General features: G+C 61.9%; 17 protein-coding genes. 2 read left to right on the top strand and 15 right to left on the bottom strand.

What is annotated here, in order from left to right:
- Positions 1-105 precede the first annotated feature (105 nt).
- On the bottom strand, positions 106-597 hold the full coding sequence (locus tag KB449_RS03910; protein ID WP_282907116.1) for a DinB family protein: 492 nt from the start codon (positions 595-597) through the stop codon (positions 106-108).
- A gap of 203 nt (positions 598-800) precedes the next feature.
- Here KB449_RS03910 and KB449_RS03905 point away from each other — a divergent pair, with 203 nt between their 5' ends.
- Positions 801-1,703 (top strand): LysR family transcriptional regulator, encoded by a 903-nt coding sequence (locus KB449_RS03905; RefSeq protein ID WP_282912730.1) that lies wholly within the window; start codon positions 801-803, stop codon positions 1,701-1,703.
- A gap of 80 nt (positions 1,704-1,783) precedes the next feature.
- Here the strand turns inward: KB449_RS03905 and KB449_RS03900 are convergent, their stop codons facing one another.
- The 5 genes from KB449_RS03900 to KB449_RS03880 all read right to left on the bottom strand — a co-directional run bounded on the left by KB449_RS03900 (position 1,784) and on the right by KB449_RS03880 (position 9,044).
- Positions 1,784-3,460, bottom strand: a complete 1,677-nt coding sequence (locus KB449_RS03900; RefSeq protein ID WP_282907115.1) for a ribulokinase — start codon at positions 3,458-3,460, stop codon at positions 1,784-1,786.
- Positions 3,457-5,745, bottom strand: a complete 2,289-nt coding sequence (locus KB449_RS03895; RefSeq protein ID WP_282907114.1) for a hypothetical protein — start codon at positions 5,743-5,745, stop codon at positions 3,457-3,459. Before KB449_RS03895 ends, KB449_RS03900 begins: the two co-directional genes overlap by 4 nt.
- Positions 5,746-5,750: 5 nt before the next feature.
- Entirely contained in the window at positions 5,751-6,590 is an 840-nt protein-coding gene (locus KB449_RS03890; RefSeq protein WP_282907113.1) for a carbohydrate ABC transporter permease, read from the bottom strand.
- 13 nt (positions 6,591-6,603) lie between these two features.
- Positions 6,604-7,632 (bottom strand): carbohydrate ABC transporter permease, encoded by a 1,029-nt coding sequence (locus tag KB449_RS03885; RefSeq protein WP_282907112.1) that lies wholly within the window; start codon positions 7,630-7,632, stop codon positions 6,604-6,606.
- 80 nt (positions 7,633-7,712) lie between these two features.
- Complete coding sequence (locus KB449_RS03880) at positions 7,713-9,044, bottom strand: ABC transporter substrate-binding protein (RefSeq protein WP_282907111.1); 1,332 nt, start codon at positions 9,042-9,044, stop codon at positions 7,713-7,715.
- 179 nt (positions 9,045-9,223) lie between these two features.
- Here KB449_RS03880 and KB449_RS03875 point away from each other — a divergent pair, with 179 nt between their 5' ends.
- Positions 9,224-10,357, top strand: coding sequence for a Fic family protein (locus KB449_RS03875; RefSeq protein ID WP_282907110.1), 1,134 nt, complete (start codon positions 9,224-9,226; stop codon positions 10,355-10,357).
- Here the strand turns inward: KB449_RS03875 and KB449_RS03870 are convergent.
- The 9 genes from KB449_RS03870 to KB449_RS03830 all read right to left on the bottom strand — a co-directional run bounded on the left by KB449_RS03870 (position 10,354) and on the right by KB449_RS03830 (position 24,288).
- A complete protein-coding gene (locus tag KB449_RS03870) occupies positions 10,354-11,691 on the bottom strand; it encodes a response regulator transcription factor (RefSeq protein ID WP_282907109.1) in 1,338 nt (445 codons plus the stop codon). The genes KB449_RS03875 and KB449_RS03870 overlap by 4 nt on opposite strands.
- A gap of 3 nt (positions 11,692-11,694) precedes the next feature.
- Positions 11,695-13,488 (bottom strand): sensor histidine kinase, encoded by a 1,794-nt coding sequence (locus KB449_RS03865; RefSeq protein WP_282907108.1) that lies wholly within the window; start codon positions 13,486-13,488, stop codon positions 11,695-11,697.
- 240 nt (positions 13,489-13,728) lie between these two features.
- Positions 13,729-15,402 carry a ribulokinase gene (locus tag KB449_RS03860; protein ID WP_282907107.1) on the bottom strand — a complete coding sequence of 558 codons (1,674 nt, stop codon included), beginning with the start codon at positions 15,400-15,402 and terminating at the stop codon, positions 13,729-13,731.
- An 84-nt stretch (positions 15,403-15,486) separates the two neighbouring features.
- Complete coding sequence (araD, locus tag KB449_RS03855) at positions 15,487-16,188, bottom strand: L-ribulose-5-phosphate 4-epimerase (RefSeq protein ID WP_282907106.1); 702 nt, start codon at positions 16,186-16,188, stop codon at positions 15,487-15,489.
- A gap of 212 nt (positions 16,189-16,400) precedes the next feature.
- Positions 16,401-18,080, bottom strand: coding sequence for a glycoside hydrolase family protein (locus KB449_RS03850; RefSeq protein ID WP_282907105.1), 1,680 nt, complete (start codon positions 18,078-18,080; stop codon positions 16,401-16,403).
- A gap of 29 nt (positions 18,081-18,109) precedes the next feature.
- The gene (locus KB449_RS03845) at positions 18,110-20,479 is read right to left on the bottom strand and encodes an FG-GAP-like repeat-containing protein (RefSeq protein ID WP_282907104.1); all 2,370 of its coding nucleotides are present in this window, start codon (positions 20,477-20,479) and stop codon (positions 18,110-18,112) included.
- Between the two features lie 126 nt (positions 20,480-20,605).
- The gene (locus KB449_RS03840) at positions 20,606-22,408 is read right to left on the bottom strand and encodes a type 2 periplasmic-binding domain-containing protein (protein ID WP_282907103.1); all 1,803 of its coding nucleotides are present in this window, start codon (positions 22,406-22,408) and stop codon (positions 20,606-20,608) included.
- Between the two features lie 76 nt (positions 22,409-22,484).
- Positions 22,485-23,369 (bottom strand): carbohydrate ABC transporter permease, encoded by an 885-nt coding sequence (locus KB449_RS03835; RefSeq protein WP_282907102.1) that lies wholly within the window; start codon positions 23,367-23,369, stop codon positions 22,485-22,487.
- A 13-nt stretch (positions 23,370-23,382) separates the two neighbouring features.
- The gene (locus KB449_RS03830) at positions 23,383-24,288 is read right to left on the bottom strand and encodes an ABC transporter permease (RefSeq protein WP_282907101.1); all 906 of its coding nucleotides are present in this window, start codon (positions 24,286-24,288) and stop codon (positions 23,383-23,385) included.
- Positions 24,289-24,344: the final 56 nt, after the last annotated feature.

The raw sequence follows: 24,344 nt of genomic DNA, 5'->3' as shown, positions 1-24,344 counted from the left end.
ACGGGTCCGCAAAATAAGAAGATCGCCTTCGCCCGGCCGGAAAGGTTCAGGGGGAGGCGATCTTTTTGGAGCGGCTGCCATCATTGCTTCACCGCTTTTTCGTCTTCAGGACGCGGATACGCCTGCCGATCGAACGCTTGCCGCCTTGACCAGACTCCCGCAAGTCGCCAGGTGCATCGACTCGTGCATCAGGCCGAAGTTGAACAGCTCGCCTGCAAGGCGGAACGTGAGCGGTCCGAACTGCAGCGGCGACGGCAGCGGCTCGTTCAGCCTGGACGTCGCGATCTCGTCGAAGGACGCGAGCTGGCGCGCCATCATCGCGAGGAGTTCCTCTTTGTCCGGCGGCGTCGCGGTCCAATCCGCAGGCTTCGTGCCGGAGTTAAAGAAGGCGGCATAAGAGGGCGGAATAGCCGACTCGGCGGAAAAGCAGAGCGACCGGTAAGCGTCCATCCAGTAGATCAGATGGCCCGCATTCCAACGTATCGTGTTGTTAAAGCCTTCGGGACGGATGTCGAACAGCGATTCGGGAATGGCTTCGATCGCATCCATGGACAAGCGGCGGACGGTTTTGGCGGAATCGACGATGATCGTGGACATGAATCATACCTCCTCGGCGAATGGCGGAATCTGAAACTGACCTCAGTTTACGTCCGTTCACATGTACCATCAATGCAGCCGCCCTTATCGAATCGTTAAGCGAAACTTAACGATCGGACGTTGACATAAACGAAGCCCGCGTTTGAAAATAAAGGGACCGGCAGATGAATACGGAAGGTTCGCGTACGGGAAGGGGATGGAAAATGGAGTTCAAGCAGCTTCAATATTTTATGGCTGTCTGCGAGGAACTGCACTTCTCGCGGGCGGCCGAGCGAATGGGCGTGAGCGCGCCGAATATCAGCCAGCAAATCCGGGCGTTGGAGGAGGAGCTCGGCGTGCTGCTGTTCGACCGCATCGGCCGAAAAATCGTGCTCACCGACGCCGGCGCGATTTTGCGGGAGCATGGCTCCGCCGCCCTCGGACAGCTGCGGCAGGCGGGCGACGCCATCGCGGATCTCAAGCACAAGCAAGGCGGGGCGCTCTCCATCGGCGTCCTGCCCGGAGACGCGGACCTGTTGTTCGACGCGCTGCTGCTCGATTTTCACCGTGCCTACCCGCAGGTGTCGGTATCGCTGCTGGAAACGATGAAAGTGACGGAGCAGGTGCTCGACCGCAGCATCGATATCGGCGTGACGATCCGTCCCGTCGCCGACGAACGTCTGACGACGATCCCCTTGTTCCGCGAGGAGTTCGCGCTGGCCGTGAACAGTCAGCATCCGCTCGCGGCCGAGAGCGCAGTGCCCCTGGCCAAGCTGGCGTCGCTCAAGCTCGTCCTGTTCCCGGGCGATCATCAATGCCGCAGGCTGCTCGAGCAGTACTGCCTGGAGCAGGGTTTTCGCGTACAGCCCCATTTGGAAACGACGACGCTGGCCTCCCTGCTGCGAATGGTCGAACAGGGCTTCGGCGCCTGCGTGCTTCCGCGCCTGCTGCTGGAAAACCTGGATGGCGCCGACATACGAACCTTGCGCCTGATCCAGCCTACGCCGAGCCAGGACATTTGCCTTGTCTACCGAAGCGACAGATACGTCAGCTATGCGATGCGGACCTTCATCAAGACGCTGCGCCATTATATCGAGGCCGCGATCCGGCACGCTAATATTTCGTAAATAAAAAATCCATAAATAAAACAACCGTATTCGCGTGCCCGGCAGGGCCTTGAATACGGTTGTTTAAGTTGAAGCCGCGCTTACCTTGCTGCCTCTTTCTTCAGCGCCTTCAGGCGCTTCATGATGTTGTTCGCGCCGCGGCCGAAGTAGTCGTGCAGCGTCCGGTACTCCGCGTACAGCCGCTCGTACACCGCCACGTTCTCCGGAATCGGCTTAAACGTCTCCTCCCGCACGCGCGCCATCGCCTTCGCCGCGTCGACGACGCTGTCGTAGCCGCCCTTTGCCGCGCCCGCCGCCACCGCGCCGAACATCGCCGCGCCGACCGCCGGCGTCTGCTTCGAATCCGCCACCTTGATCTCGCGGTTCGTTACGTCCGCGTAGATCTGCATGAGCAGCGCGTTCTTCTGCGGCAATCCGCCGCACGCGTACACTTCGTGAACCGGCACGCCGTTGTTATGGAACGCGTCGATAATCGTCCGCGTCCCGAACGCCGTCGCCTCGAGCAGCGTCCGGTACATTTCCTCCGGCTTGGTCAGCAGCGTGTAGCCGACGACGACGCCCGTCAGGTTCGTGTCCACGAGCACCGAGCGATTGCCGTTCCACCAGTCCAGCGCTACAAGGCCCGTCTCGCCCGGCTTGTAGTGCGCCGCGCGTTCCGTCAGCCATTGGTGCACGCCGACGCCGTCTTTTTCCGCCGCTTCCTTCACATACGCCGGTACCGCTTCCTCGACGAACCATTCGAAGATGTCGCCGACAGCCGATTGCCCGGCCTCGTAGCCCATATAGCCTTCGATGATGCCGTCCTCGACGACGCCGCACATGCCTTCTACCTCAACCTCTTCCTTGCCGAGCACCATATGGCAGATCGACGTGCCCATCGCCATGACCAGCTTGCCCTCGTCCACGACGCCGACCGCAGGCACCGCCGCATGCGCGTCCACGTTGCCGACCGTGATCGCCGTGCCGGCCTTAAGGCCCGTCAGCTCGGCCATTTTAGCCGTCAATTCGCCGGCCTTCGAGCCAAGCGGCTTAATGTCGCCGCGCAGCTTGGTCGCCGTCAGGTTCTCCAGCCGCGGATCGAGCGCCTTGAAGAATTCCCGGCTCGGGTAGCCCTCCCGCTTATGCCAAATCGACTTGTAGCCGGCCGTGCAGCTGTTGCGTACGAACTGTCCCGTCAGCTGCGAGACGACCCAGTCGGTCGCCTCGGTGAACAGGTCTGTCGCCTCGTATACTTCGGGCGCTTCGTTCAGAATCTGCCACACCTTGGCGACCATCCACTCCGACGAGATCTTGCCGCCGTAGCGCGGCAGGAACTTCTCGCCCCGCTCCGCCGCAATGGCGTTCAGGCGGTCCGCCTCGTCCTGCGCGGCGTGGTGCTTCCACAGCTTGACCCAGCCGTGCGGATTGTCCCGCCATTCGGGCAGGAAGCAAAGCGGCGTGCCGCTCTCGTCCACGGGCAGCATCGTGCAAGCCGTGAAGTCGATGCCAAGGCCGATGACGTCCTCCGCCGCGATGCCGGAAGCCTGCAGCACGGCGGGCACCGAACGGCGCAGCACCTCCAGGTAGTCGTCCGGGTGCTGCAGCGCCCAGTCGTGGCCGAGTTCGATGCCGGAGACCGGCAGTTTCTCGTCGATGACGCCGTGCGGGTAAGGCGTGACGTGATCCGCGATTTCGTGGCCGTTCGAGAGGTCGACCAGCACCGCGCGTCCCGACTGCGTGCCGTAGTCGACGCCGATGGCGTATTTTTGCGTACTCATGCGTGCGCTCCTTTGTCGGCGGCTGTCGTCCCGCCGTTCAGCATCGCGGTGAATTCTGCCAGCGACGCGGACGCCGCGCCGCAGCCCCAGTCGAATATCGTAAACTCCCCGAGGCCGTCAACCGGCGTGCCGTCGTGATGGTTGAAGTTTTCCATATGGAAGCCGTATTCCCGCGTCCCGAAGCCGGGATGCACCCGCTCGTACAGGCGCTTCACGACGTCGTTTTCCGGGCAGTACATCATGTAAAAGGAGGCTTCCATCGCCCGAAGCGCCCGTATGCGATAACGCTCGTCGCCGGTCAAGTTCGCGTAAGAGAGATACGTGAGCGCGAACAGGCTCTGCCTTGCGTCGTTCCATTCGTCGTCCGTATTCATGACGCCGAAGCCGCCGATCGTCGGCACCGGAACATACGGCGGCTGCCAGATTTGCTGGTAGAGTGAGGCTTCCGCGAGCACCTGCTCGCCAAGCGCCAGCCAGCTCGCTTCGCCGCTCGTCTCGTACAAGTCCTTGAACGCCTCGGCCGTCCAGTACATGCCGAAGTTGCATTGGTTGTACAGGCCGCTGCGCGCGTCCCGTTCGCCGTACAGCTTGCCCGCCCACTCCCGGGAGCACGACCAGTACGTCTCGAAGTCCTCCCAGCGGCCTTCGGGCAAAATATGCGCCGCGACGAACCCGCCGCCCCGCGCGGCCGCTTCGATGCTTCGCGCGTCGCCTGTCAATTTCCCGTACAGACAGAGCAGCATGACATGCGCGCTCGTCTCCGGGCTGACGGCCAGGAAAGGCGACGCCTCGCGCGTATCGGGCCGCACCCAGGCGGGAAAGCTGCCGTCCTCCCGCTGCAGCGCCAGCAGAGCTTCGACGTAGGCGCCGACGTACGGCAGGATGCGGGCGTCGGAGCCGATGTCCCGGTACCACTTGAGCAGCCAATAGCAGGTCCAGGACGAATCCAGCAGATGGACGAAATCCTCGTGTCCGTGCGGCCTGCGCGGTCCGGACATGTACCATCGGCCGCTCTCCCAGCTCCCGTCCTCGCCGGCCTGATAGTAGCCGGGGAACAGTCCTTGCGTCTTCGGCGCGGCCAGCGCGAAGTTCAGCGCGAGCCCCGCCTTGGCAAGCCAGTCGTCTCGGTCCATTCGCTTGCCCCAGCTGGCGTATCCATAAGCGCTGCGCAGACCGCAGAACCAGGCCTGGTTCCACAGGCTTTTGGGCTCGCGCCAGCTGTCCTCGCGGCCGCCGCCCGGCTGCTGCCGCGCGGTTACGAGGAAGGCGACGCCGCCGACCTCCGTGCCGCCCAGCCGGAACTGCTGCCAGCTGACGTCGCCCCAGCGCTCGAACGCCCAGCCGTAGGCATGGTCGACATAGGGCCGCAGCGCGGCGATCTTTGCCTCGAAAAGCGCGGCATCTTCTCGCGCAGCCAAAGTACCTGCCCGTGCGCGCGCAACCGTCCATGAAGCGTCGTCCGCGGCTGTGTCACCGGCCGTTGCCCTTCCGGCAGCCCACTCCGGCTTGGTGGCCGTTGCCGCACCTGGGTCCGCACCAGGCGCCATCCGGCACCCGGCCTCCAGCGTCCACAGCAGACGCTCGACGCGCCTTAAGTCCCGCGGCGCCGCGCCTGCCGCCTTGCGCCAGGATACCAGGCGCAGTCGCACGCGCAGTGCGCGGTCCAGCGTGCGGACCCGGGGCGTCAGCCGGTAATAGACATGGCCCTCTTCCTCGTAATCGCAGCCTCCATACATCAACGTCCGGTCGGCCGCCGTATAGTCGCAAATATGCGGCAGCAGCCGCTCGCTCCCGACGCTGTCCAAACTCGGCAGCAGCGCCGTCATGCGCGTCTCATCCTCGAAGACGATCGCCGGCGAGCGGAATGCCTTATCCCCGATCGCCATGCCGTCTTCGGGCGACAAATGCGGCTTCCAGACGCAGGCGAGCGGCGCCACGACCGGCATCAGCAGCTGCCAGCCCGCGAGCGGGAGCGTCCCGCCCGCAGGGGGTGCGAGCTCGATGTCCAGCGTCGCGAGCTCCAGCCCTTCCTCGCCGGCACCCGCAGCCGAATCACTCCGCGCCTCGCGGCGGACCGTCAGCGCCAAGGTCGCGGCGCCCCCCAGCGACACGCTTCCCGAGCCGGGCGCTCCCTTCGCCTCGCGCCATACGACGGGCGGCGCCTCGCCGCCCGCGCCCGAATCCCGGTCGCCGCCGGCAGTCTCCCGGGCCGCCGAACCAATCGCCGACTCCGCCCACTTGAACGTCCACTCTCCCGTCAGCCAGTCCGGAAGTTCCGTTAACATCGCCGTCATCCTTTCACCCCGGACATCGTAATGCCCTGAACGTAATAGCGCTGCAGCAGCACGAACACCGCCAGGATCGGCACCGAGCTGATCGTCGTCGCCGCCATGATCTTGCCCCACGAGATGCCGCGCAGCGACTGGTAGGAGGAGATCGCCACCTGGATCACCTGCCGCTTCTCTTCGTTGATGACGACGAGCGGCCAGAGGAACGAATCCCACTGGTTCAGGAACGTCATGATGCCGAGCGTGATGAGCGCGGGCACTGCCGCCGGAAGCACGATCACGCCGAAGATGCGCGGCCAGCGGGCGCCGTCCATCCGCGCCGCGTCGAGAATGTCGCGCGGGATGTCGGCAAAAAACTGGATGAGCATGAAGATGCCGAACACCCAGACGATCTGCGGGAAAATAAGCGCCTTGTAGCTGTTGATCCAGCCGAGGTCCCGCATAAGCAGGTACTGCGGGATCATGATCACCTCGTACGGAATGACGAGCGAGGAGAGGAACAGCGCCAGCAAGCCTTTTTTAAAAGGGAACCTCAGCTTGGCGAAGGAGAAAGCCGCCATTGCGTTGATCAGCAGCCCGGCCGCGGTGACGACAACGGAGACGGACAGCGTGTTGAGCAGGTATCTGCCGAACGGCTTGGCGGGGTCGAGGAAGATGTCGCGGTAATTTTGCAGGGTCCAGTCGACTGGCAGGAACAAGCCGCGGCCGAGCTCGGTATAGCGGAAGATTTCTTCGTGCGTGCGGAACGAGCTCATGACCATCCAGTAAATCGGGAACAGGGAAACGGCCGCCACGAGCAGCAGCGTCGCCCACCGGAGCGTGAAGCCGATCGATTTTGACATATCGCGCCTCCTTTTAGTACTCGACGTCGCTGCGGAACAGGCGCAGCTGCACGGCGGAGATCGCCAGCACGAGCAGGAAAAACAGGAACGCGGCCGCTGCGGCGTAACCCATATTCATCTGCTTGAAAGCCGTCTCGTAGATGAAATGTACGACCGTGCTTGTCGAGCCCGCGGGCCCGCCGCTGGTCGTGATGTAAATTGGAATGAAAATTTTGAGCGCGTCCATCGTGGTGATGATGACGACGAAGGCGAGCGTGCGCTTCAGCAGCGGAATCGTTACGTAGTAAAAGCGCTGCAGCGGCCCGGCCCCGTCGACGTGCGCTGCCTCGTACAGGTAGTCCGGGATGTTGTTCAGCCCCGCCAGGAAAATGACCATGACGAAGCCCATCGCGCGCCAGATGCAGAGGATGATGATGCCCAGCATCGAGATGTCGGGGTTGGACAGGAAGTCGAGGACGGGCAGCCCGAGCCCCTTGAGCACGATGTTCAGCATGCCGTAATCCTTGTTGTAGATGAGCCTGAAGATCGTCGAGGCGATCGCGAACGAGACGGCGACGGGCAGGAAGTACACGGTGCGGAAAAAGCCGACGCCCCTGAACCTGCGCTGGATGAGCAGCGCGAGGCCGAGCGAGATCGCGGTCTGCACCGGCAGCACGACGACCGTGAAGTAGAACGAGTGGCGCAGGCTTGCGAGGAAAGCGTCGTCGCTCAGCAGCTTGCCGTAGTTGCCGAAGCCGGCGAAGGCCGACTCTGCCGAGATGAGATTGTAGTGGCGGAAGCTGATCCACAGCGCCTGGAGCATCGGGTAAAAAATGAAGACGGCGAGCAGCGCGAAGGCCGGCAGGATAAACAGCAGCGCGGCCTTGGCCTCCTGGCGTTCGTAGGATGCGGAGGGGCGCTTGGACGGTTTGGCGGATCGCATGGCGTTTGCGGACGCCGAAGCGTCGGCCGATCCGGCCGTGCTTGAGGCTCCAGGAATGCTTGAGGCGACAGCGGCGATTGTGGAGCTTGGCGTTCTTGCGGAGCTTGCGGGCGTTGTCATTCAGTATCCCTCCTTCTGCGGATGACCGCGGGCGGACATGGCAAGGGCAGGGTCGGTCCTGCCCCCTGCCCCCATACGGATTATTCCTTGTCGAGCGTGGCGATGCCGTCTTCGATTTTCTTGACGGCCTTGGCGAGCGATTCGTCGACGTCGGCATTGCCGAGTCCGACGTCTTCGAACAATTGGCGGATCGCCTCGCTGATCGCCGGATAGGCCGGCGTGACCGGACGCGGGTGGCCGTACTTCGCGAGCTGCTCCGCGTAAATGTTCATCGGATACGCCTTCAGTTCGTCGAACGCGTCGAACGTCGACTGGCGAGCCGGCAAGTTTTTCGTCTCCTGATACCACACCTTCGAGCCTTCGACGCCCGTCACCCAGTTGACGAACTCCCACGCCTCGTCCGGATGCTCGGACTTGGACGTGATCGCCATGCCCCAGCTGCCCGTCGTGCCGATCATCTTCTTGTCCTTCCAGAGCGGCGCAACGTCGTAGTCTTCGCCGAGCTTGAAGTTCGGGAAGTTCTGCTCCTGGTACTGGAACGCGAACGGTCCGTCCACGTGGATCGCGACTTTGCCGTTCCAGAACGCGTCCTGCGGCAGCTCCTTCGGCGACACCTTGTCCGTATTGAACAGTCCCTTCCAGAACGTCAGCGCCCGCTTCGATTCGGCGGAATCCAGGTAGCCCTTGGCCGTCTTGCCGTCCGGGCTCAGGATCTCCGCGCCGGCCTGCCAGAGGAATGCCATTTCCGAATACGGCGCGCCCTCGTGGCCGACGAAGCCCCAAGGCGTCGGGTTCCAGCCGTAAACGCCCTTGCCAGGATCGCTCAGCTTCTTGGCGGCGTCCAGCACCTGGTCCCATGTCCATGCTTCGTCCACGTTTTTGGACGGGAGCGGGATGCCTTTTTCCTCGAACATCTTCTTGTTGTAGAACATAACGATCGTGCCCTCGTTGTTCGGCGCGGCGTACATCTTGCCGTCGTAGGTGAGACCCTCGATGACCGGCTTCAGCAGGTCGTCCTTGCTCCCGTTCTTGGCGAAATAATCGTCGAGCGGGATGATCGCCTTCTGCGCCGCGTAGGACGCGAGCGTCGGCGCGTCGAGCGCCATGATGTCGGGCGGGTTGCCGCCGGCGAGCGCCGTGCGGATCTTGGTCTCGTACTGGTCGTTCGGGATCATCTGAAAATCGATCTTGATGTTCTTGTGGCTCTCCTCGAACGAGGCGATCAGCTTCTTAAGCGCCTCCGCCTCGGGCGCGTAATCGTGGCGCCAGAACGACAGCTCGACGACCTCGCCGTCCGCGCCTTGCGAACCGGATGCGCCGGATTCGGCTTTGTTTCCGTTGGAATCGCCGCACGCGGACAATCCCCCTACAGCCAGCAGCATGCCGAGCGTCAGCGGCCATTTCTTTTTCATGCGTACCCCTCGCCCTTCGATAGTTTGGCTTGCAAGTTCATGCTACCATCAGCCGGACGGCGCCTGAATCCGCTGAGCTCGGTTGTTGGCATGCGATTTGTTCGGGTGTGGGCACACCTCATCCTACATATATTGCGGCAATTTAGCGGTAATACTATAATTATAGTGAGGTGAAAACAATGTTCAAACCCAGATTCTCAACCACGATGAAGATGGTTCACCATCTGTTGGAAATCCAACGCGCCAGTACGATTATCGATCAACTGCCTTTGCCGGCCGACATTCTAAAAGAATTGCAAAAAGAAGCCAAAGAAACGACTGTCTTGCTGTCCACCAGAATGGAAGGCAACGAGCTTGACGACGATCAAAAACGCAAGTCGTTATACCGGAACAGCGATAACGATCTCGAACAAGAAGTATTCAATCTCATGAAGGCGATTGACTTTCTGGACGACTCCGAACGCAGAAACCTCCCGATTACGGAAGAATGGATTAAAAAATTTCATGCGATCATTCGAGTCTCGCACGGCCGAAAGCCCCGTTTAAGCGAATATCGTACGGAACAAAATCGGGTGGGCAGCCGCAATCAGTCAGGCTTTTATATGCCTCCGGAACATACGGACGTCCCAGCATTGATGGAGGACTACGTCGCCTGGTTAAACGCGCCAGAGTCGCTGGATATACCTGCTCCCATTCGGGCAGGAATCGCGATGTGGCAATTTTTAACCATCCATCCTTATATGGACGGTAACGGACGAACGTCGCGAATGATCGCAACCTACATCCTAAGACGCCACCGGTTCGGTTTAAAAGGTCTGTTTATTCTCGAAAATTTCTACGATCGCAACCTGAATGCCTACTATAAGAACCTGCAAATGGGCTTGTCACATAACTATTATTTCGGCAGACACGATGCCGATCTCACCGTTTGGCTCGACTATTTCCTTGAGGGCCTTGCCGCAGTCTACGCGCAAGCCGCACAGATCGCGCTGGAAAAAAACGCGGAGCTTCTTCGTGCCGAGCCCGAGATGATTCGCAAGCTCGACGTGCACCAAAGACAAGTCTTTCGGCAATTTGTTTTTAAGCAAGAAGAAATGAGCATTACCGAAATCATGCTGCTGCTGGACATGGGCGACCGTACTGCGCGCGCTAAAATCAAACAATGGACTGAATCCGGCTTTTTGAGGCCGAAGGACCCGAACGCCCAGCGCGTACGAACTGTCGTTTTATCCGAAGCGTACGGCAAACTAGGCGATTCGATCCGCCAGCATCCGCAGCAATACGGCTACTTGTTAAACGGCGAAGGTCTCTAGGGCCTATCGCCCCGCAGCCGCGCCCTGTAATCCGCCGGACTGAGGCCGTAGCGCTTCTTGAACGCGGCGCTCAGATAGCTCGCGGTGGAAAAGCCGGTCCACTCGGCGATATCGGCGAGTCGCATCGCCGTGTCCCGCAGCAGCAGCTCCGCCCGGCCAAGCCGCACCTCGGCGACATAATCGCTGAACGTGGAGCCGGTCTGCTTTTTGAACAGCTCCGACAGGTAGGTGACGTTCATGTGGAAGCGTTCGGCCATCATCGCCAGACTGATCTCGTCCTTGTAGGCGTCCTCGATGTGACGCCGGATCGCCTCGATCGTCTCGGTGCCGGCGCTCGGCCTGGCGGCGCGTCCTTCCGGATCGTCGGCACGAACGATCCGGGACGCAGGTCCGGCAGGCGTGCGGCTTAAGGCCGTCACGGCGGAGAGGTAGGCGCGCCGCAGCGCGGTGCTCCCCGCCGAGGGGGAACAGGCGGCGCCGATCCCCGCGACGGCGGCGAGGCGCAGGCTGCCCTCGGCCGCGGCCAGCAGCGCTGCGGCCAGCTCCGCGAGCAGCGCCTCGCTCCCCGCTTCATCCTCGGCAGCCGCCGCGAAGAACATGAAGCGCGGATAAGCCTTGTCGGTGAACGGCGTCACCCGGCCCGACCAGCGCGCTTCCGCCGCGACCTCGCGGCAGACGAGCCGAAAGGCAAGCGCCAGGCGCTCGTCGTCTTCCTTGCCAGCAGGCAGCCGGCCCGGCGGCACCCGGTACTCGGCGCCCATGAAGCGCAGCGCGGCCCCCTCGCCGTCCGCGCCGTCGAAGCCGGCCAGCTCGAGCCGCCGCGCCTCTTCGCGCTCCGCGATGCCGGGCGTCTCGTCGCCGCCATAGATCCGGCCGAGCACGTATTGTTCCTGCAGCAGCGGCAGCCGTCGCCGCCACTGCAGGCCGATTGCTTCGCGCGCCCGCGCGTTTTCCCGCTCCGCATCCAGCTCGCCGCGGATTGTCTCAAGCAGCTCGGTCAGGTCCCGGCGGACGACCGGCTTGAGCACATAGTCTCTAGCCCCGCAGCGCAGCGCCGTCTGGACGTATTGGAAGTCGTCGTGCCCGGATAGCACGACGATACGCAGCTCGGGATGCAGGCGCTTGCAGGCCTGCAGCAGTTCGAGCCCGTCCATGACCGGCATGCGGATGTCGGTCAGCAGCAGCTGCGGCCGCTCGCTCGCGATGGCGGAGAGCGCTTCCTTGCCGTTGCGCGCTTCGCCTACGATCTCGAAGCCCAGCCGTTCCCATGCGATTTTCAGCCGCAGCCCCTTGCAAATCTCCGGCTCGTCGTCCGCCAAGATTACGCGATACATCGTTCATTCCTCCTTTGCCGGTATGAGCAGCTTGATCGAAGCGCCGCCGTGCGCCGAGCGCCCGATTTCCGCGTCGAACGCCCTGCCGTAATACAGCCCGCAGCGCGCCAGCACATTGCGCAGCCCGATGCTGCTGCCGCCCGCGCTCAGCACGTCCGCCAGGTCGCTGCGCGCGATGCCCCGCGCCAACTCCTCGGCCATCTCGGGCGATATGCCCGGCCCATTGTCCGCGACTTCGATCTCAAGCCGGCGTCCCCGCCGGCCCGCCCGAACCGTCACGACCGCTTCGCCGCCGCTCTCGGCGCCGAACTTGATCGCATTCTCCACGAGCGGCTGCAAAATAAACTTTACGATCTGCTGCTCCCCGAGCCCCTCTTCCTCCTCGATGGACACCTGGAGCCGGTCGCCGAACCGGACGCTCATGATCGACACGTAATGCCGGATATAACGAAGCTCCTCCTTGAGCGCCACCAGGTCGCTGTCCGCGCGCAGGGAGTAACGCAGCATCTGTCCGAGCCATTCGGTCACGTCGATAACCTCGTCGCTGCGCTCTTGCGCCGACAGGCTGCCGATCGCCTCGAGCGTGTTGTACAGAAAATGAGGATTGATCTGCATGAGCAGCGCCTTGTACTCGGCGTCCTGCCGGCGCAGGTTCGCCTTGAACTCCGTCTCGATCAGCTCGCCGAGCCTGCCCATCATGCTGCTGAACACCTGGGTCACGTAGCCGACCTCGTTGGCCGGCACCGGCAGCGCTGCCGGCGGACCGTGCACCGTCGTCGTCTTGAAGCCGCTGCGCTCCGCGCTTCGCATGGCGCCGGCCAGCCGGCTAAGCGGCCGTGCGATGCCCGACGACAGCCAGAAGGCCGCGCCGGTCGTCGCGACGAGCAGCAGCGCGCCGACCCACAGCATCGTATGGCGGACCCAGCTCATTTTCTGGAACAGCTCGTATTTGGGCACCTCGCCGACCAGCAGCCAGTCCGCGTTTTTGATTTTGCGGTAAAGGACGATATGCTTGCCGCCTTTGCCGTCCAGCGTGAGCTTGCCCCCTGACCGCTTGTCTGCAGCGATCTGCGGCAGCGCGCGCTTGAATAAGGACATGTCCGCCGGAATTTGCTGGCGCAGCACGGGCTCGCCGTCGCGGTCGACCAGGTAGACGCCGCCCTGCTCGCCGAACGCGATCTTGTCGAGCGGGTCCTGGATCGAGGAGGTGAGGACGTTGACCTTAAGCACGCCGAGCTTGCGGAACGAGCTGAGCTGCACGAGGTTGAACAACAGGCTGTTCACGCTCTCGCCGGTTAAATAGGCGGGCTGGTAAGGGTCCATGTGGGCCGTCACCCAACGCGTGCCCTGCCGCATGAAGTCCCGGTACCAGACGGTCTGCAGGAACGAAGGATCGCGGAAGCTCTGGTCGCGGATGCCGACCGCGGTGCCGTTTTTGTTAAAAATCGTTATGGAGGAAATCGAGGAATGGTTGAGCGCGATGGAGGACAAATATTTGCGGAGCTCGGCGTCGAGCGACAGGCTGCGTTCGGTCGACAGCTGCGCGTCCATGCGGGCGGAGATCCACTGCTGCGTGATCTCGTTGCTCAGCACCTGGTTGGCGACGTCCTCCGCCTGCGTCGTCAGCGTCGTGACGAGCGATGCGTACTGGTCCATCGTCTGCGAGGTCGACCCCTCGATCGAACGGCCGATGACGCTGTTGGAGATCTGGGTGACTACCGCCACAAGGATCATGAACGGAACGACCAGCAGCACGACGAACGTCAGCGTCAGTCTGGATCGCAAGCTGTAGAACAAGGTGCATCGCCTCCGGGTACGTCAACGGCTCCCGCCGACGCCGTTTCGAAGGGAGTATGCTTCTACTCTATCAGGAATGCGAGGCGGGCGGAATCGGATATTTTCGGTATGCGACATACGATATGCTCGGCTGAAACGAAAGAAAGGCCCGCATCCGCGCTCTCCCTTGGGGAACGATGAATGCGAGCCTTCTTAGCAGCAAACGAAACGCTGATGACGCCTAGCTTGTTGTTATACCTCTTACTTCGAAGCCTCTTCCTTCAGCGCCTTCAGGCGCTTCATGACGTCGTTCGCGCCGCGGCCGAAGTAGTCGTGCAGCGTCCGGTACTCCGCGTACAGCCGCTCGTATACCGCCACATTCTCGGGGATCGGCTTGAACGTCTCCTCCCGCACGCGCGCCATCGCCTTCGCCGCGTCGACGACGCTGTCGTAGCCGCCCTTCGCCGCGCCCGCCGCCACCGCGCCGAACATCGCCGCGCCGACCGCAGGCGTCTGCTTCGAATCCGCCACCTTGATCTCCCGGTTCGTTACATCCGCGTAGATCTGCATCAGCAGCGCGTTCTTCTGCGGCAGTCCGCCGCACGCGTACACTTCGTGAACCGGCACGCCGTTGTGATGGAACGCGTCGATGATCGTCCGCGTCCCGAACGCCGTCGCCTCGAGCAGCGTACGGTACATTTCCTCCGGCTTGGTCAGCAGCGTGTAGCCGACGACGACGCCCGTCAGGTTTGTGTCCACCAGCACCGAGCGGTTGCCGTTCCACCAGTCCAGCGCTACAAGGCCCGTCTCGCCCGGCTTGTAGTGCGCCGCGCGTTCCGTCAGCCATTGGTGCACGCCGACGCCGTCTTTTTCCGCCGCTTCCTTCACATACGCCGGTACCGCTTCCTCGACGAACCATTCGAAGATATCGCCGACCGCCGATTGTCCGGCTTCGTAGCCCATGTAGCCTTCGATGATGCCGTCCTCGACGACGCCGCACATGCCCTCGACTTCGACTTCTTCCTTGCCGAGCACCATATGGCAGATCGACGTGCCCATCGCCATGACCAGCTTGCCCTCGTCGACGACGCCGACCGCCGGCACCGCCGCGTGCGCGTCCACGTTGCCGACCGCGATCGCCGTGCCGGCGACAAGGCCCGTCAGCTCGGCCATTTTAGCCGTCAATTCGCCGGCCTTCGAGCCGAGCGGCTTGATGTCGCCGCGCAGCTTGGTCGCCGTCAGGTTCTCGAGCCGCGGATCGAGCGCCTTGAAGAAGTCCGGGCTCGGGTAGCCCTCCTGCTTGTGCCAGATCGACTTGTAGCCGGCCGTGCAGCTGTTGCGCACGAACCCGCCCGTCAATTGCGAGATGACCCAGTCGGTCGCCTCCGTGAACAGGTCAGTCGCCTCGTACACTTCAGGCGCTTCGTTCAGAATCTGCCACACCTTGGCGACCATCCACTCCGAGGAGATTTTGCCGCCGTAGCGCGGCAGGAACTTCTCGCCCCGCTCCGCCGCGATGGCATTCAAGCGGTCGGCCTCGTCCTGGGCGGCGTGGTGCTTCCACAGCTTGACCCAGCCGTGCGGGTTATCCTTCCAATCGGGCAGGAAGCAGAGCGGCGTGCCGCTCTCGTCCACGGGCAGCATCGTGCAGGCCGTGAAGTCGATGCCAAGGCCGATGACGTCCGCCGCCGCGACGCCGGATGCCTGCAGCACGGCCGGCACCGAACGGCGCAGCACCTCCAGGTAGTCGTCCGGATGCTGCAGCGCCCAGTCGTGGCCGAGTTCGATGCCGGAGACCGGCAGCTTCTCGTCGATGACGCCGTGCGGGTATGGCGTGACGTGATCCGCGATCTCGTGGCCGTTCGACAGGTCGACCAGTACCGCGCGTCCCGATTGCGTACCGTAGTCGACGCCGATGGCGTATTTTGCGCTCATGTTATTGCCTCCTCGTATGATGGTTCAGCTTAGGTTTGTAGATCCGTCTTACGAATGATCGCGTCGATTATCGATTTCGATGAATCAATGCTCGTCGCCCGGCTGGCCGTAATACGCGTTCGCGCCGTGCTTGCGCAGATAGTGCTTGTCGAGCAGCTCCTGCTGCATCGACGGAATGCCGGCATTCAGCTGCCGCGTATGGTACGCCATCTTGGCGACCTCCTCCAGCACGACGGCATTGTGCAGCGCGTTCATGGCGTTCTTGCCCCAGGCGAACGGCGCATGGCTGTACACCAGCACGCCCGGCACCTGCTGCGGATCGATCCCGCGGAACGCCTCGACGATGACGTTGCCCGTCTCATGCTCGTAAGCGCCTTCGATCTCCGCCGGCGTCATCGCCCGCGTGCACGGGATCGTTCCGTAAAAGTAGTCCGCCTGCGTCGTGCCGAGCGCCGGTATGCCCTGGCCGGCCTGCGACCAGATCGTCGCCCACGGCGAGTGCGTATGCACGATGCCGCCGATGCCGGGAAACGAGCGGTACAGCACGAGATGCGTCGGCGTATCCGAGGACGGCCGCAGATCGCCTTCGACGACGTTGCCTTCCAGATCGAGCACGACCATCTGCTCCGGCCGCAGCTCCTCGTACGGCATGCCGCTCGGCTTGATGACCATCAGGCCGGATTCGCGGTCGAAGCCGCTGACATTGCCCCAGGTGAACGTGACAAGTCCGTACTTGGGCAGCTCGGCGTTCGCCTGGCATACTTCCGCTTTTAATCGCTCCAGCATGTACGCACATCCTTTATTTTCAAAATGGCTATCGATCGATTGTTGTTTTGCGGGTCGCCGCGAATAAATGTCTACACAGGCGCATCCCTGACGTCGCTTACATTATATACTTGTACGTACATGCTGTCGAGCAAGAAAACCCTCAGGGGTTATCCCTGAGGGTCCATAACGGTGATTCCGCCTCATCCGGGCGCCATGCCTCTCACGTCGACTCACGCGTGAATCTCGAACAGCACCCTGCGCCGATCTTCCATCGCGTCGGATTCGCTCATGCCCGTCAGTTCGGTCAACGGGGCAAACACGGCGCCGTCTTCCTCGGACTTATAAACGGCCGGGCCGATATGGCGGAGCGCCGCCAGATGCACCCGTGCGCCGCTACCGGCCGCACCGAGCACCAGCACGCCGTGCCGGATGACCCGCCCATAGCCGCCATGGCGGTCGTTGCGCGGGGCCTCGGCCCGCAGCGTCACGGGAAATCGAAATTCGATCGTATCGCCCGCAAGCCATACGCGCGTCAACACGGCGAATCCGTCCGCGATTGAATAAGCAACGGGCCTGCCGTTAACCAGCAGCTCCGCTTCCCGTTCCCCGCACCAGGAGGGCACGTACAGCCGAAGACGCACAGCCGCCGCTCCACAGGCCTCGTTCACGCGCAGGCGCACGTTTCCCTCGAACGGATAAGCCGTCTTCTGTTCGAGGGAGAGCCGCCCCCCGTCCGCCCAGTCTGCCGAGAACGCGCTGTCGTTGTAAAGCGGGAGCGTGACCGTGCGATCTTCCGCTGCGTACAGCGACAGCACCGCCTGCGCCAGGCCGTCGCCGCCCCGCATCGAGCAGCACCAGTACGCCTCGAACAAATCCCGGCGCGGCGACAGATACGCATCCTTCGCCCCTGCGCAGCAATCGCAGCCGAACCCGCCGTTCGGACGCTGGCCATAGCTTAGCCCGTTGTAAAGGATCGACTGCGCATCCTCCAGATATCGGATCTCGCCGGTATGCTTCCACAGCGCTTTGGCCAACAAGAACGAGTCGACGACCGCGCACGGCTCGGTCCATTCCGGACGTCCGAACCAGTTGTAGTTGGCGTAATTTTCCGTCATCCCCTCCCGGACGTACAGCCCGTAGATGCTGAGCGCCAGGCGCAGTAATGCAGGCTCTTCCGTCGATTCGTAATGCCGGAGTATGCCTCTGGCGGCAGATAACGTCGCATGGGTCTGAAACGACTGCCCGGTCCAATCGATCGCTTGGAACACATCGATCATTTCATCGATCAACTCGCGGAGCTCCGGACAACGGAGCACCCGGTACGCATGGGTAGCGCCATCCAGCAAAATGAAGGCGCAGCCGACATCCGTAGACGGATACCAGCTGCCGATCCGCTCGCCGGTCGGCTCTCCGATCGCTTCTCCTTCGAGAACCCGCCCGTTGCGTTCGACGGGATAGGTGCGGTAATACCCCGCTGCGGGCAGCAGCAATTCACGCACGATATTTTGGATGTGATGCAGCGCCCGCCCGTCTCCATTCGTCTCGTAAATCTCGCACATCGCGCGCAAAAACCAGCTATGTCCGGAAAGCTGCTGTTCATCCAGCTCGCCCGCGGGGTACATGTTTCCGAAATAGCCCTTCTCGTTCAAATGGCCGCCGACTGCGTCCAGCATCTCTTCCAAATAAAGCGGCTGCCGGCCCGTCGCCCGCTCCAGCATCGCCAAAGCCAGCATGATTCGGCCCTCCCAGTCTCCTGGCCAGCTGTACGCCTTCTTAAAGATCGTATCCGCCCGGTACTCCCCTTGCTCCAGCCTGTCATAGCTCAATGCGGATCGCGCGCCCAAATAGCCGGCGGCTTTGATCGATACATCGACCGTCGTTTCCTTGCTCGTCGTTTCCTTGCTCGTCATTGTCTAACGTCCTTCCTTGTCGGCCAGCCTTAATAAGCGATTGTCGGGTTCCAGATCGTCGTATCGTAGCTGTTGGTGCCGTTCTTGTTCACGATAAAGTAGAGGACGTCCCCTGCGGCAACGGATACCGTGAAGCTGTGCGCGATGCCTGTCGTGGTCGTCACCGTCTGAGGCCCCCATACCGTTGTGCCGTTTTTCTTGACGGCAGCGACGATGCCGTCGCCGCCGATCGACTCAAGCCGCACCGTACCGCTCACCGTGACGGTGCCCGCATACGGGGCGGTCCAGGCGCGCACCGCGTCGTACGTATCCGGGTGCTGCCGATCGGCCAGAATCAGCACGTATGGCTGCGTCCCCTGCCATCTGCCCGCCGCCGAATTCCAGGTCATGTCGCTGTAGGCGCTGCCGTTCCACTGCTTGTAGGACCAGCCGTACCAGCCCTGTCCCTTGGAGAACAGCGCGGATGCTTGATAACTCGGAGTATGGAGCAATCCGATATAATTCTTCGTCATATTCCAGTACATCGCATTGTCGATTTGCCCGCTCTTGTCGTACCACTTCTCGGAAGGTGACAGCAGGCTGCCGGTGTCCGCATCCGCGACCGCCGTCTCTTCGCCGTACTCGTTAAAGGAGTTCAAGATGACGACCTGCGGCTTCGGCGATTTGCGAAGCACCTTCTCCCAGCCGGACAGCGCATAGTAGTCGCCGTTCGCGCGGGAGACCGGCGTCGCTCCCTTGTTGTTGTTCCAGCCCGGCATGACCAGCATGACCTCGTCGTCGTCGAGCGTGCCGTTTCGAACCTCCCAGCCGTACGTGCCCGCCGTGCTCGGACTGTGCGCCCAGCGGACGGTGAAGCGATTCGTATTCGTTTTCGAGCCGGTCCAGCTCTCCCAAGCGGCACGGTCGGCAGGCGTACAGTAAATGACGAGCAGCGGTTTGCCGTTCAAATAAAAGGCGTTGGCGGGCCCGCCCGACGGCGTATCGTTAAATTGCGACCAAATCTCGCCCGCTTCCCATTCGATATGGGCCGGATCGTGCGACCATTGAACGCCGCCGATCGCGTTGGCGTACTTGATCGTCCGGTGACTCCCCGCGGCATTCCAGGCCGCGATGCGGCCGGCCACCTTGACCGATCGCTTAAAAATATAGCCGTCGTCCACGTAAATATTGTTGGTCTGGTCGAGCAGGAGGAAATCGACCTTGGCGTCGGCGAGCGCAGCCAGATGCTCGTCGATGACCGCCGTCGTGCCGCTGTCGTATTGCTGGTAAGCGCCGAGCGTAAGCGGTTTGTAACGGATGTTCCAGGCGGACCATGTGTCCTGCTCGTTCGCCTTGGTTGCGTGATAGGGCTGGACTTTCCAGGTTCCGGTAGATGCTTCGAAAGCGACGGAAGCCTTGAAGCCGTCCGGGTCGCCGTTGACGTTGCCCTGCATGACCGCGGTCGCGCCGCTCCCGAAGCCGGTGTTCATCACAAAGTCGTAGCCATCGAGCGCGCCCGCGTACTTGCTGTACAAACGCGCGTACCAATCGCCGGGCAGCGCATCGCCGTTCACGTCGCCGTTGAATATGACGAACGGGTCCGCGTAGCCGTCCGCATTGCCGTCCCCGACGAGCTGATGTTGGGAGCCGACGCCGTGCCCGGCCGTCCATAGCGAGGAGGCGCCGAACGAAGCGCCCCCGGACAGCGCCCGGTACCAGTTGCCGGTGGTGCCGTCAAAAGCGATCGCGTCCGCTTTGCCGTCGCCGTTCGCGTCGCCGAGAAACTGCCGGCTCGTGCCGGCGCCGAAGCTCGAAGCCCATACGGCCGGCGTCCCGAATGCGCTGCCGGTCGAGAGCGCTGCCGACCATGCGCCCGTGCCGCTCTGATAGGCAACGGCGTCGGCCTTGCCGTCGCCGTTCACGTCGCCCGCGAGCTGCGTCGTCGAGCCGGCGCCGAGCCCCGATACCCACAGCGTATAGCCGCCGAAGCCCGTGCCGTTCGACAGTGCCGCGTACCAGCTCCCGCTCGAGCCGAAGAACGCGAGCGCATCCTGCTTGCCGTCCCCGTTCACGTCGGCGAGCAGCTGGCTGCTCGAACCGGCGCCGTGTCCGGTCGTCCATACGGACGGCGTATTGAAGCCGTTGCCGTTCGAGACCGCGACCTGCCAGCTGCCGTCGCTGTTGAATATGACGGCGTCGGATTTACCGTCGCCGGTGACGTCGCCGACGAACCGGTTCGCGCTCGCGCCGCCGAAGCCCGTGATCCACGTCGCGTTCGGCGTCGTCTTCTTGGCGTACCAGGTGCTGTACCAGGCGCCTACGGAAGGCGCGGAAGCGCTTGCATATCCGACCGGCGCAACGATTCCCGACGCCAGTAATATCGACGAGGCGCCCAGCGCCGCGATGAACCTTCTTTTCATCCGAAACACCGCCTTTAAGAAGTAGCGGGACGCTCCGCCAGCCGGCGAAAACGCCCCGCCCCGATAACAGATCCGGCAAAAACCGTGCGAATCCCCTTCAAGCCGGCACCGATCGTTCGCGAGTTTTTAGGATTTGCCCAGCGCCCGGTCGAACAGCGGCTTCATCTCCGCGATCGCCGCGTCGTAGCCGCCCTTCTCCTCGAACGTCTTCTTGAGTTCCTCCCACTTCTTGTCGAACTCCGCTTCGCTCTTCGTAGACAGCAATTTCGCCGTATCCGACGTTCGGAACGTGTTCCAGTAATAATTGGACAGCGCGTTCGACTTTTCGCCGCTCGGCGACAGCACGGTGCCGTCCTTGCTCAGCTTGACGGTGGAGACGAACGCCCACATGTCGTTCCAGGCGTCGAATTTGGCCGGATAGCTGTGCTCGAACGTTTTGTTGTTGTAGAACGGCGCCGGCGCCGTCAGGAACGCCTTGCTCGTGTAGGTCGATACGGTGTTGTTTTTGTCGTAGATGCCGTAGTACTCCGCGTTTTTGCCGTCCGCCGTTTTTTTACCGTCGCGAATCGCTTCGTACAGCGCCTGATCCTTGAACACTTTGACGCCGTCCTTTAATTCGTACAAGCCGGCGCTCTCCGGCCCCCAGACGGACAGATCCATCGCCTCCTCGGTTTGGAACCAGTCGAAGTACTTCAGCAGACGCGGGATGTCCTTGACGTTTTTGTTGATCATGATGTTGTAAAAACCGGCCGGGTACGAGGGGTCTACATAGGAAGCGTGCCCCGTCTCGATCTCGTACTGCGATTTGGGCCACGGGATCGGGCGAAGCTCCGCTTCGGGATCGAGCTGCTTCAGACTCGTGCGGGCGCCGTTCGTATCCGGCACGCTGAACATGGCGGCCACGCGCCCGGAGGCGATCTTCTGCTGAAGCTGCTCCGGCTTCTGCAGCAGGTAATCCTTGTCGAGCACGCCGTCCTTGAACCATTGGCGGAGCTTGGCGTAATAGGTCTTCATGTTCGGATTGTCGATGAACCCGGCGACCGCTCCCGTATCCGGATTGGCGTAATAGCCGCCCGTAGGCGCATAAAGGGAGCTGATGTGATAGGCGCCCCAATCGGGGATCGACAGCGGGATGACCGGTTTGCCGTCTACCTTGAGATCCAGCTTCTGAATGTCATAGAGCAGCTTCTCGAAATCCTCCGGCGTCTCGATCGGCGGATCGAGACGCAGATCGGCGTCGGTCAGCTGCCGCGGATTTTGATCGAGCTCGGCTTGAATCTCCTTGACCGTCTTGAACTTGTAGCCGAGCTTCTTCAGAATGTCTTCGCGAAGCATGAACGCCCAGTTCACCGGATCGCGGTGGAAAATATCGGCTTGCATGGCTGCGGCGACTTCGGGGTTGCCCGCATCCGGCATGGCGCTGGTCGGCAGGGCGACCAGCTTGCCGGCGACCTTGAGCGAATTCCAGCCCGTATCCGACACATACTTGTCGGTATTGACCATGAGATTCTGATACTCGCTCAGATCGGCGAACGCGCCGGTCGAATACAACAGAGACAGGTTGGGATTGTCGACGAGCACGACGTCGGGCAGATTGTTGGCGGCGACCAGCATGTTCACCCGCTCGACCGGGCTTTGACCTGCCGAAAACACGATGTCCGACACTTTGACGTTGAATTTTTGCTCGACGACCGGCGTGACGACATCGTTCGGATTGTTGTACCCGAACAGCGCCGTCGGGTGTACCGTGTCAAGGAACGTGTAGGAAAAAGGCGCTTCTGCCGAAGACTGCGCGGAAGCGGCTCCCGAGGCGGCCGGACTGCCTGAGGCGGGGTTCGCGTTGTTGTTGCCGCCGTCGGAGCAGCCGGCCAATGCGGTTAAAGCCAGCGCAGCTGCGAGCGCAAGCGGTAGTGCTTTTTTCTCTGCCATGTGAGTGACCCTCCAGTGATTGATCTGAACGATACTAACGCACGACATGTCGTACGCTAATAATGCTAATAATGCGTTAGCCTTTGACCGCCCCGATCATCATGCCTTTGACGAAATAGCGCTGCATGAACGGGTAAATGCATAGGATCGGAAGCGTGGATACCATGAGCGTCGTCATCTTGACCGCTTCGGAAGTGACCTGCGTCTTGCTCTGAGTCATTCGCATGATCTGTTCGACCGTCGTCGCCTGCGATTCCAGAATGATCTTGTAAAGCAGCGTCTGGATCGGCAGCAGATTCTGCTTCGTTACGAACAGCAGCGCGTCGAACCAGGCGTTCCACTGGGAGACCCCGGCGAATATCGACAACGTCGCCAGCAGCGGCAGGCTCGAAGGCAGCACGATCCGGAAGAAGACGATCGCGTCGCCTGCCCCGTCGATGCGCGCCGATTCCTCGAGCGAAGCCGGAATCTGATCGAAAAACACTTTGGCGAGCAGCATGTTAAAGGCGCTGAAGAGCATCGGCAAAATGTACACGAGAAAGTGGTTGGACAGTCCCAGCTTCACGATGATGACATAGAAGGGAAGCAATCCGCCGCTGACGAACATCGGAATCATAAAAAACACGATGATGGGCTTGCGCCACAGCAGCTGCTTTTTGGTGATGGCGTAGGCGACCAAGCAGACGACGAGAACATGCAGCACCGTGCCGAGAACCGTGCGGGCCGCGGAAATAAAGAATGCATTCATGATGCCGGCATTGCCGAGCACCGCTTTGTAGTTGTCCAGCGTGGGCTTGACTGGCGCGAACGTAATCGTCGTCGCTCCGGCGGCGACGCCGTCGCTGATCGAATAGAAAAGCACATAAAGAAACGGATACGCCATGACGGCGGACAACAATATCAGCAAGACGACGTTCAGGATGGAGAAAAGCCGTTCCCCGCCGGTCGCTCGGATGTTCAACGTCTTCTCCTCCTTACAGCAGCTTGGTGCCGTTCATTTTGTTGCTGAGCTTGAAGCCGGCGAATACGAGAATCGAGGCGATGACCGATTGGGCCAGCCCGATCGCGGTCGCGTAGGAAAACTTGATCATCTGGACGCCGTTGCGATACACGAACGTGTCGATGACGTCCGCCTTTTCCTGCACGAATCCGTTCATGAGGTTGAACACCGCTTCGAAGTTCACGGATACGAGCGAGCCGAGCGACAAGACGAACATGAGCGCGATCGTCGGCACGATCGACGGCAGCGTGATGTACATCATGCGCTGGAACCGGCTTGCCCCGTCTACCATGCCCGCATTGTGAAGCTCCGGATCGATGCCGGAGATCGCCGCCAGATAGATGATCGAATTCCAGCCGATGCTCTTCCACACGGACGCCAGCACGAGGATGAACCAGAAGTACCCCGGCGACTGCATGAAGCTGACGGGCTCGAAGCCCAGCTTGACCAGCGCCAGATTGACGATGCCGCTCTCGGTGTCGAGCAGCCGGTAGACGAGACTGGCGATGAATACCCAGGTGATGAAATGAGGCAGGTACGTCACGGACTGCACGACCTTGCGGAACCTGGACGAGGCGACGGCATCGATCATCAGCGCCAGCGCGACCGGCGCGGGAAATCCGATCAGCAAGGTAAGGCCGCTGATCGCCAGCGTGTTGCGGAGCGCCGCATAGAAGTCGGGGTCCGTCAGGAACGCCCTGAATTGATCCAGCCCGACGAATTCGCCGCGCAGAAATCCGTCGGATACCCGGTAATCCTGGAACGCCATCACGAGACCCGCCATGGGCGCGTAAGAAAAGACCAGTACGGCTGCCGCGCCCGGCAGCAAAAACAGGAACAGGACACGCTGCCTCCACAGCGTCAAACCAATTGATTTCACAGTTGTCTCCCTCCGTCGGTATGTCGTTCTGTGTCTGTGGTGTCATTGTAGCCCGT

The organism is Cohnella hashimotonis (assembly GCF_030014955.1).
Lineage (GTDB): Bacteria > Bacillota > Bacilli > Paenibacillales > Paenibacillaceae > Cohnella > Cohnella hashimotonis.
This window is presented reverse-complemented; position numbering and strand designations above follow the sequence as displayed.

Coding starts and splice junctions, on each gene's coding strand:
- araD (WP_282907106.1), bottom strand. CDS start 16,188: ATGCTGGAGCGATTAAAAGCGGAAGTATGCCAGGCGAACGCCGAGCTG.
- KB449_RS03850 (WP_282907105.1), bottom strand. CDS start 18,080: ATGACGAGCAAGGAAACGACGAGCAAGGAAACGACGGTCGATGTATCG.
- KB449_RS03880 (WP_282907111.1), bottom strand. CDS start 9,044: ATGAAAAAGAAATGGCCGCTGACGCTCGGCATGCTGCTGGCTGTAGGG.
- KB449_RS03890 (WP_282907113.1), bottom strand. CDS start 6,590: ATGTCAAAATCGATCGGCTTCACGCTCCGGTGGGCGACGCTGCTGCTC.
- KB449_RS03910 (WP_282907116.1), bottom strand. CDS start 597: ATGTCCACGATCATCGTCGATTCCGCCAAAACCGTCCGCCGCTTGTCC.
- KB449_RS03895 (WP_282907114.1), bottom strand. CDS start 5,745: ATGTTAACGGAACTTCCGGACTGGCTGACGGGAGAGTGGACGTTCAAG.
- KB449_RS03875 (WP_282907110.1), top strand. CDS start 9,224: ATGTTCAAACCCAGATTCTCAACCACGATGAAGATGGTTCACCATCTG.
- KB449_RS03845 (WP_282907104.1), bottom strand. CDS start 20,479: ATGAAAAGAAGGTTCATCGCGGCGCTGGGCGCCTCGTCGATATTACTG.
- KB449_RS03840 (WP_282907103.1), bottom strand. CDS start 22,408: ATGGCAGAGAAAAAAGCACTACCGCTTGCGCTCGCAGCTGCGCTGGCT.
- KB449_RS03885 (WP_282907112.1), bottom strand. CDS start 7,632: ATGACAACGCCCGCAAGCTCCGCAAGAACGCCAAGCTCCACAATCGCC.
- KB449_RS03900 (WP_282907115.1), bottom strand. CDS start 3,460: ATGAGTACGCAAAAATACGCCATCGGCGTCGACTACGGCACGCAGTCG.
- KB449_RS03870 (WP_282907109.1), bottom strand. CDS start 11,691: ATGTATCGCGTAATCTTGGCGGACGACGAGCCGGAGATTTGCAAGGGG.
- KB449_RS03860 (WP_282907107.1), bottom strand. CDS start 15,402: ATGAGCGCAAAATACGCCATCGGCGTCGACTACGGTACGCAATCGGGA.
- KB449_RS03905 (WP_282912730.1), top strand. CDS start 801: ATGGAGTTCAAGCAGCTTCAATATTTTATGGCTGTCTGCGAGGAACTG.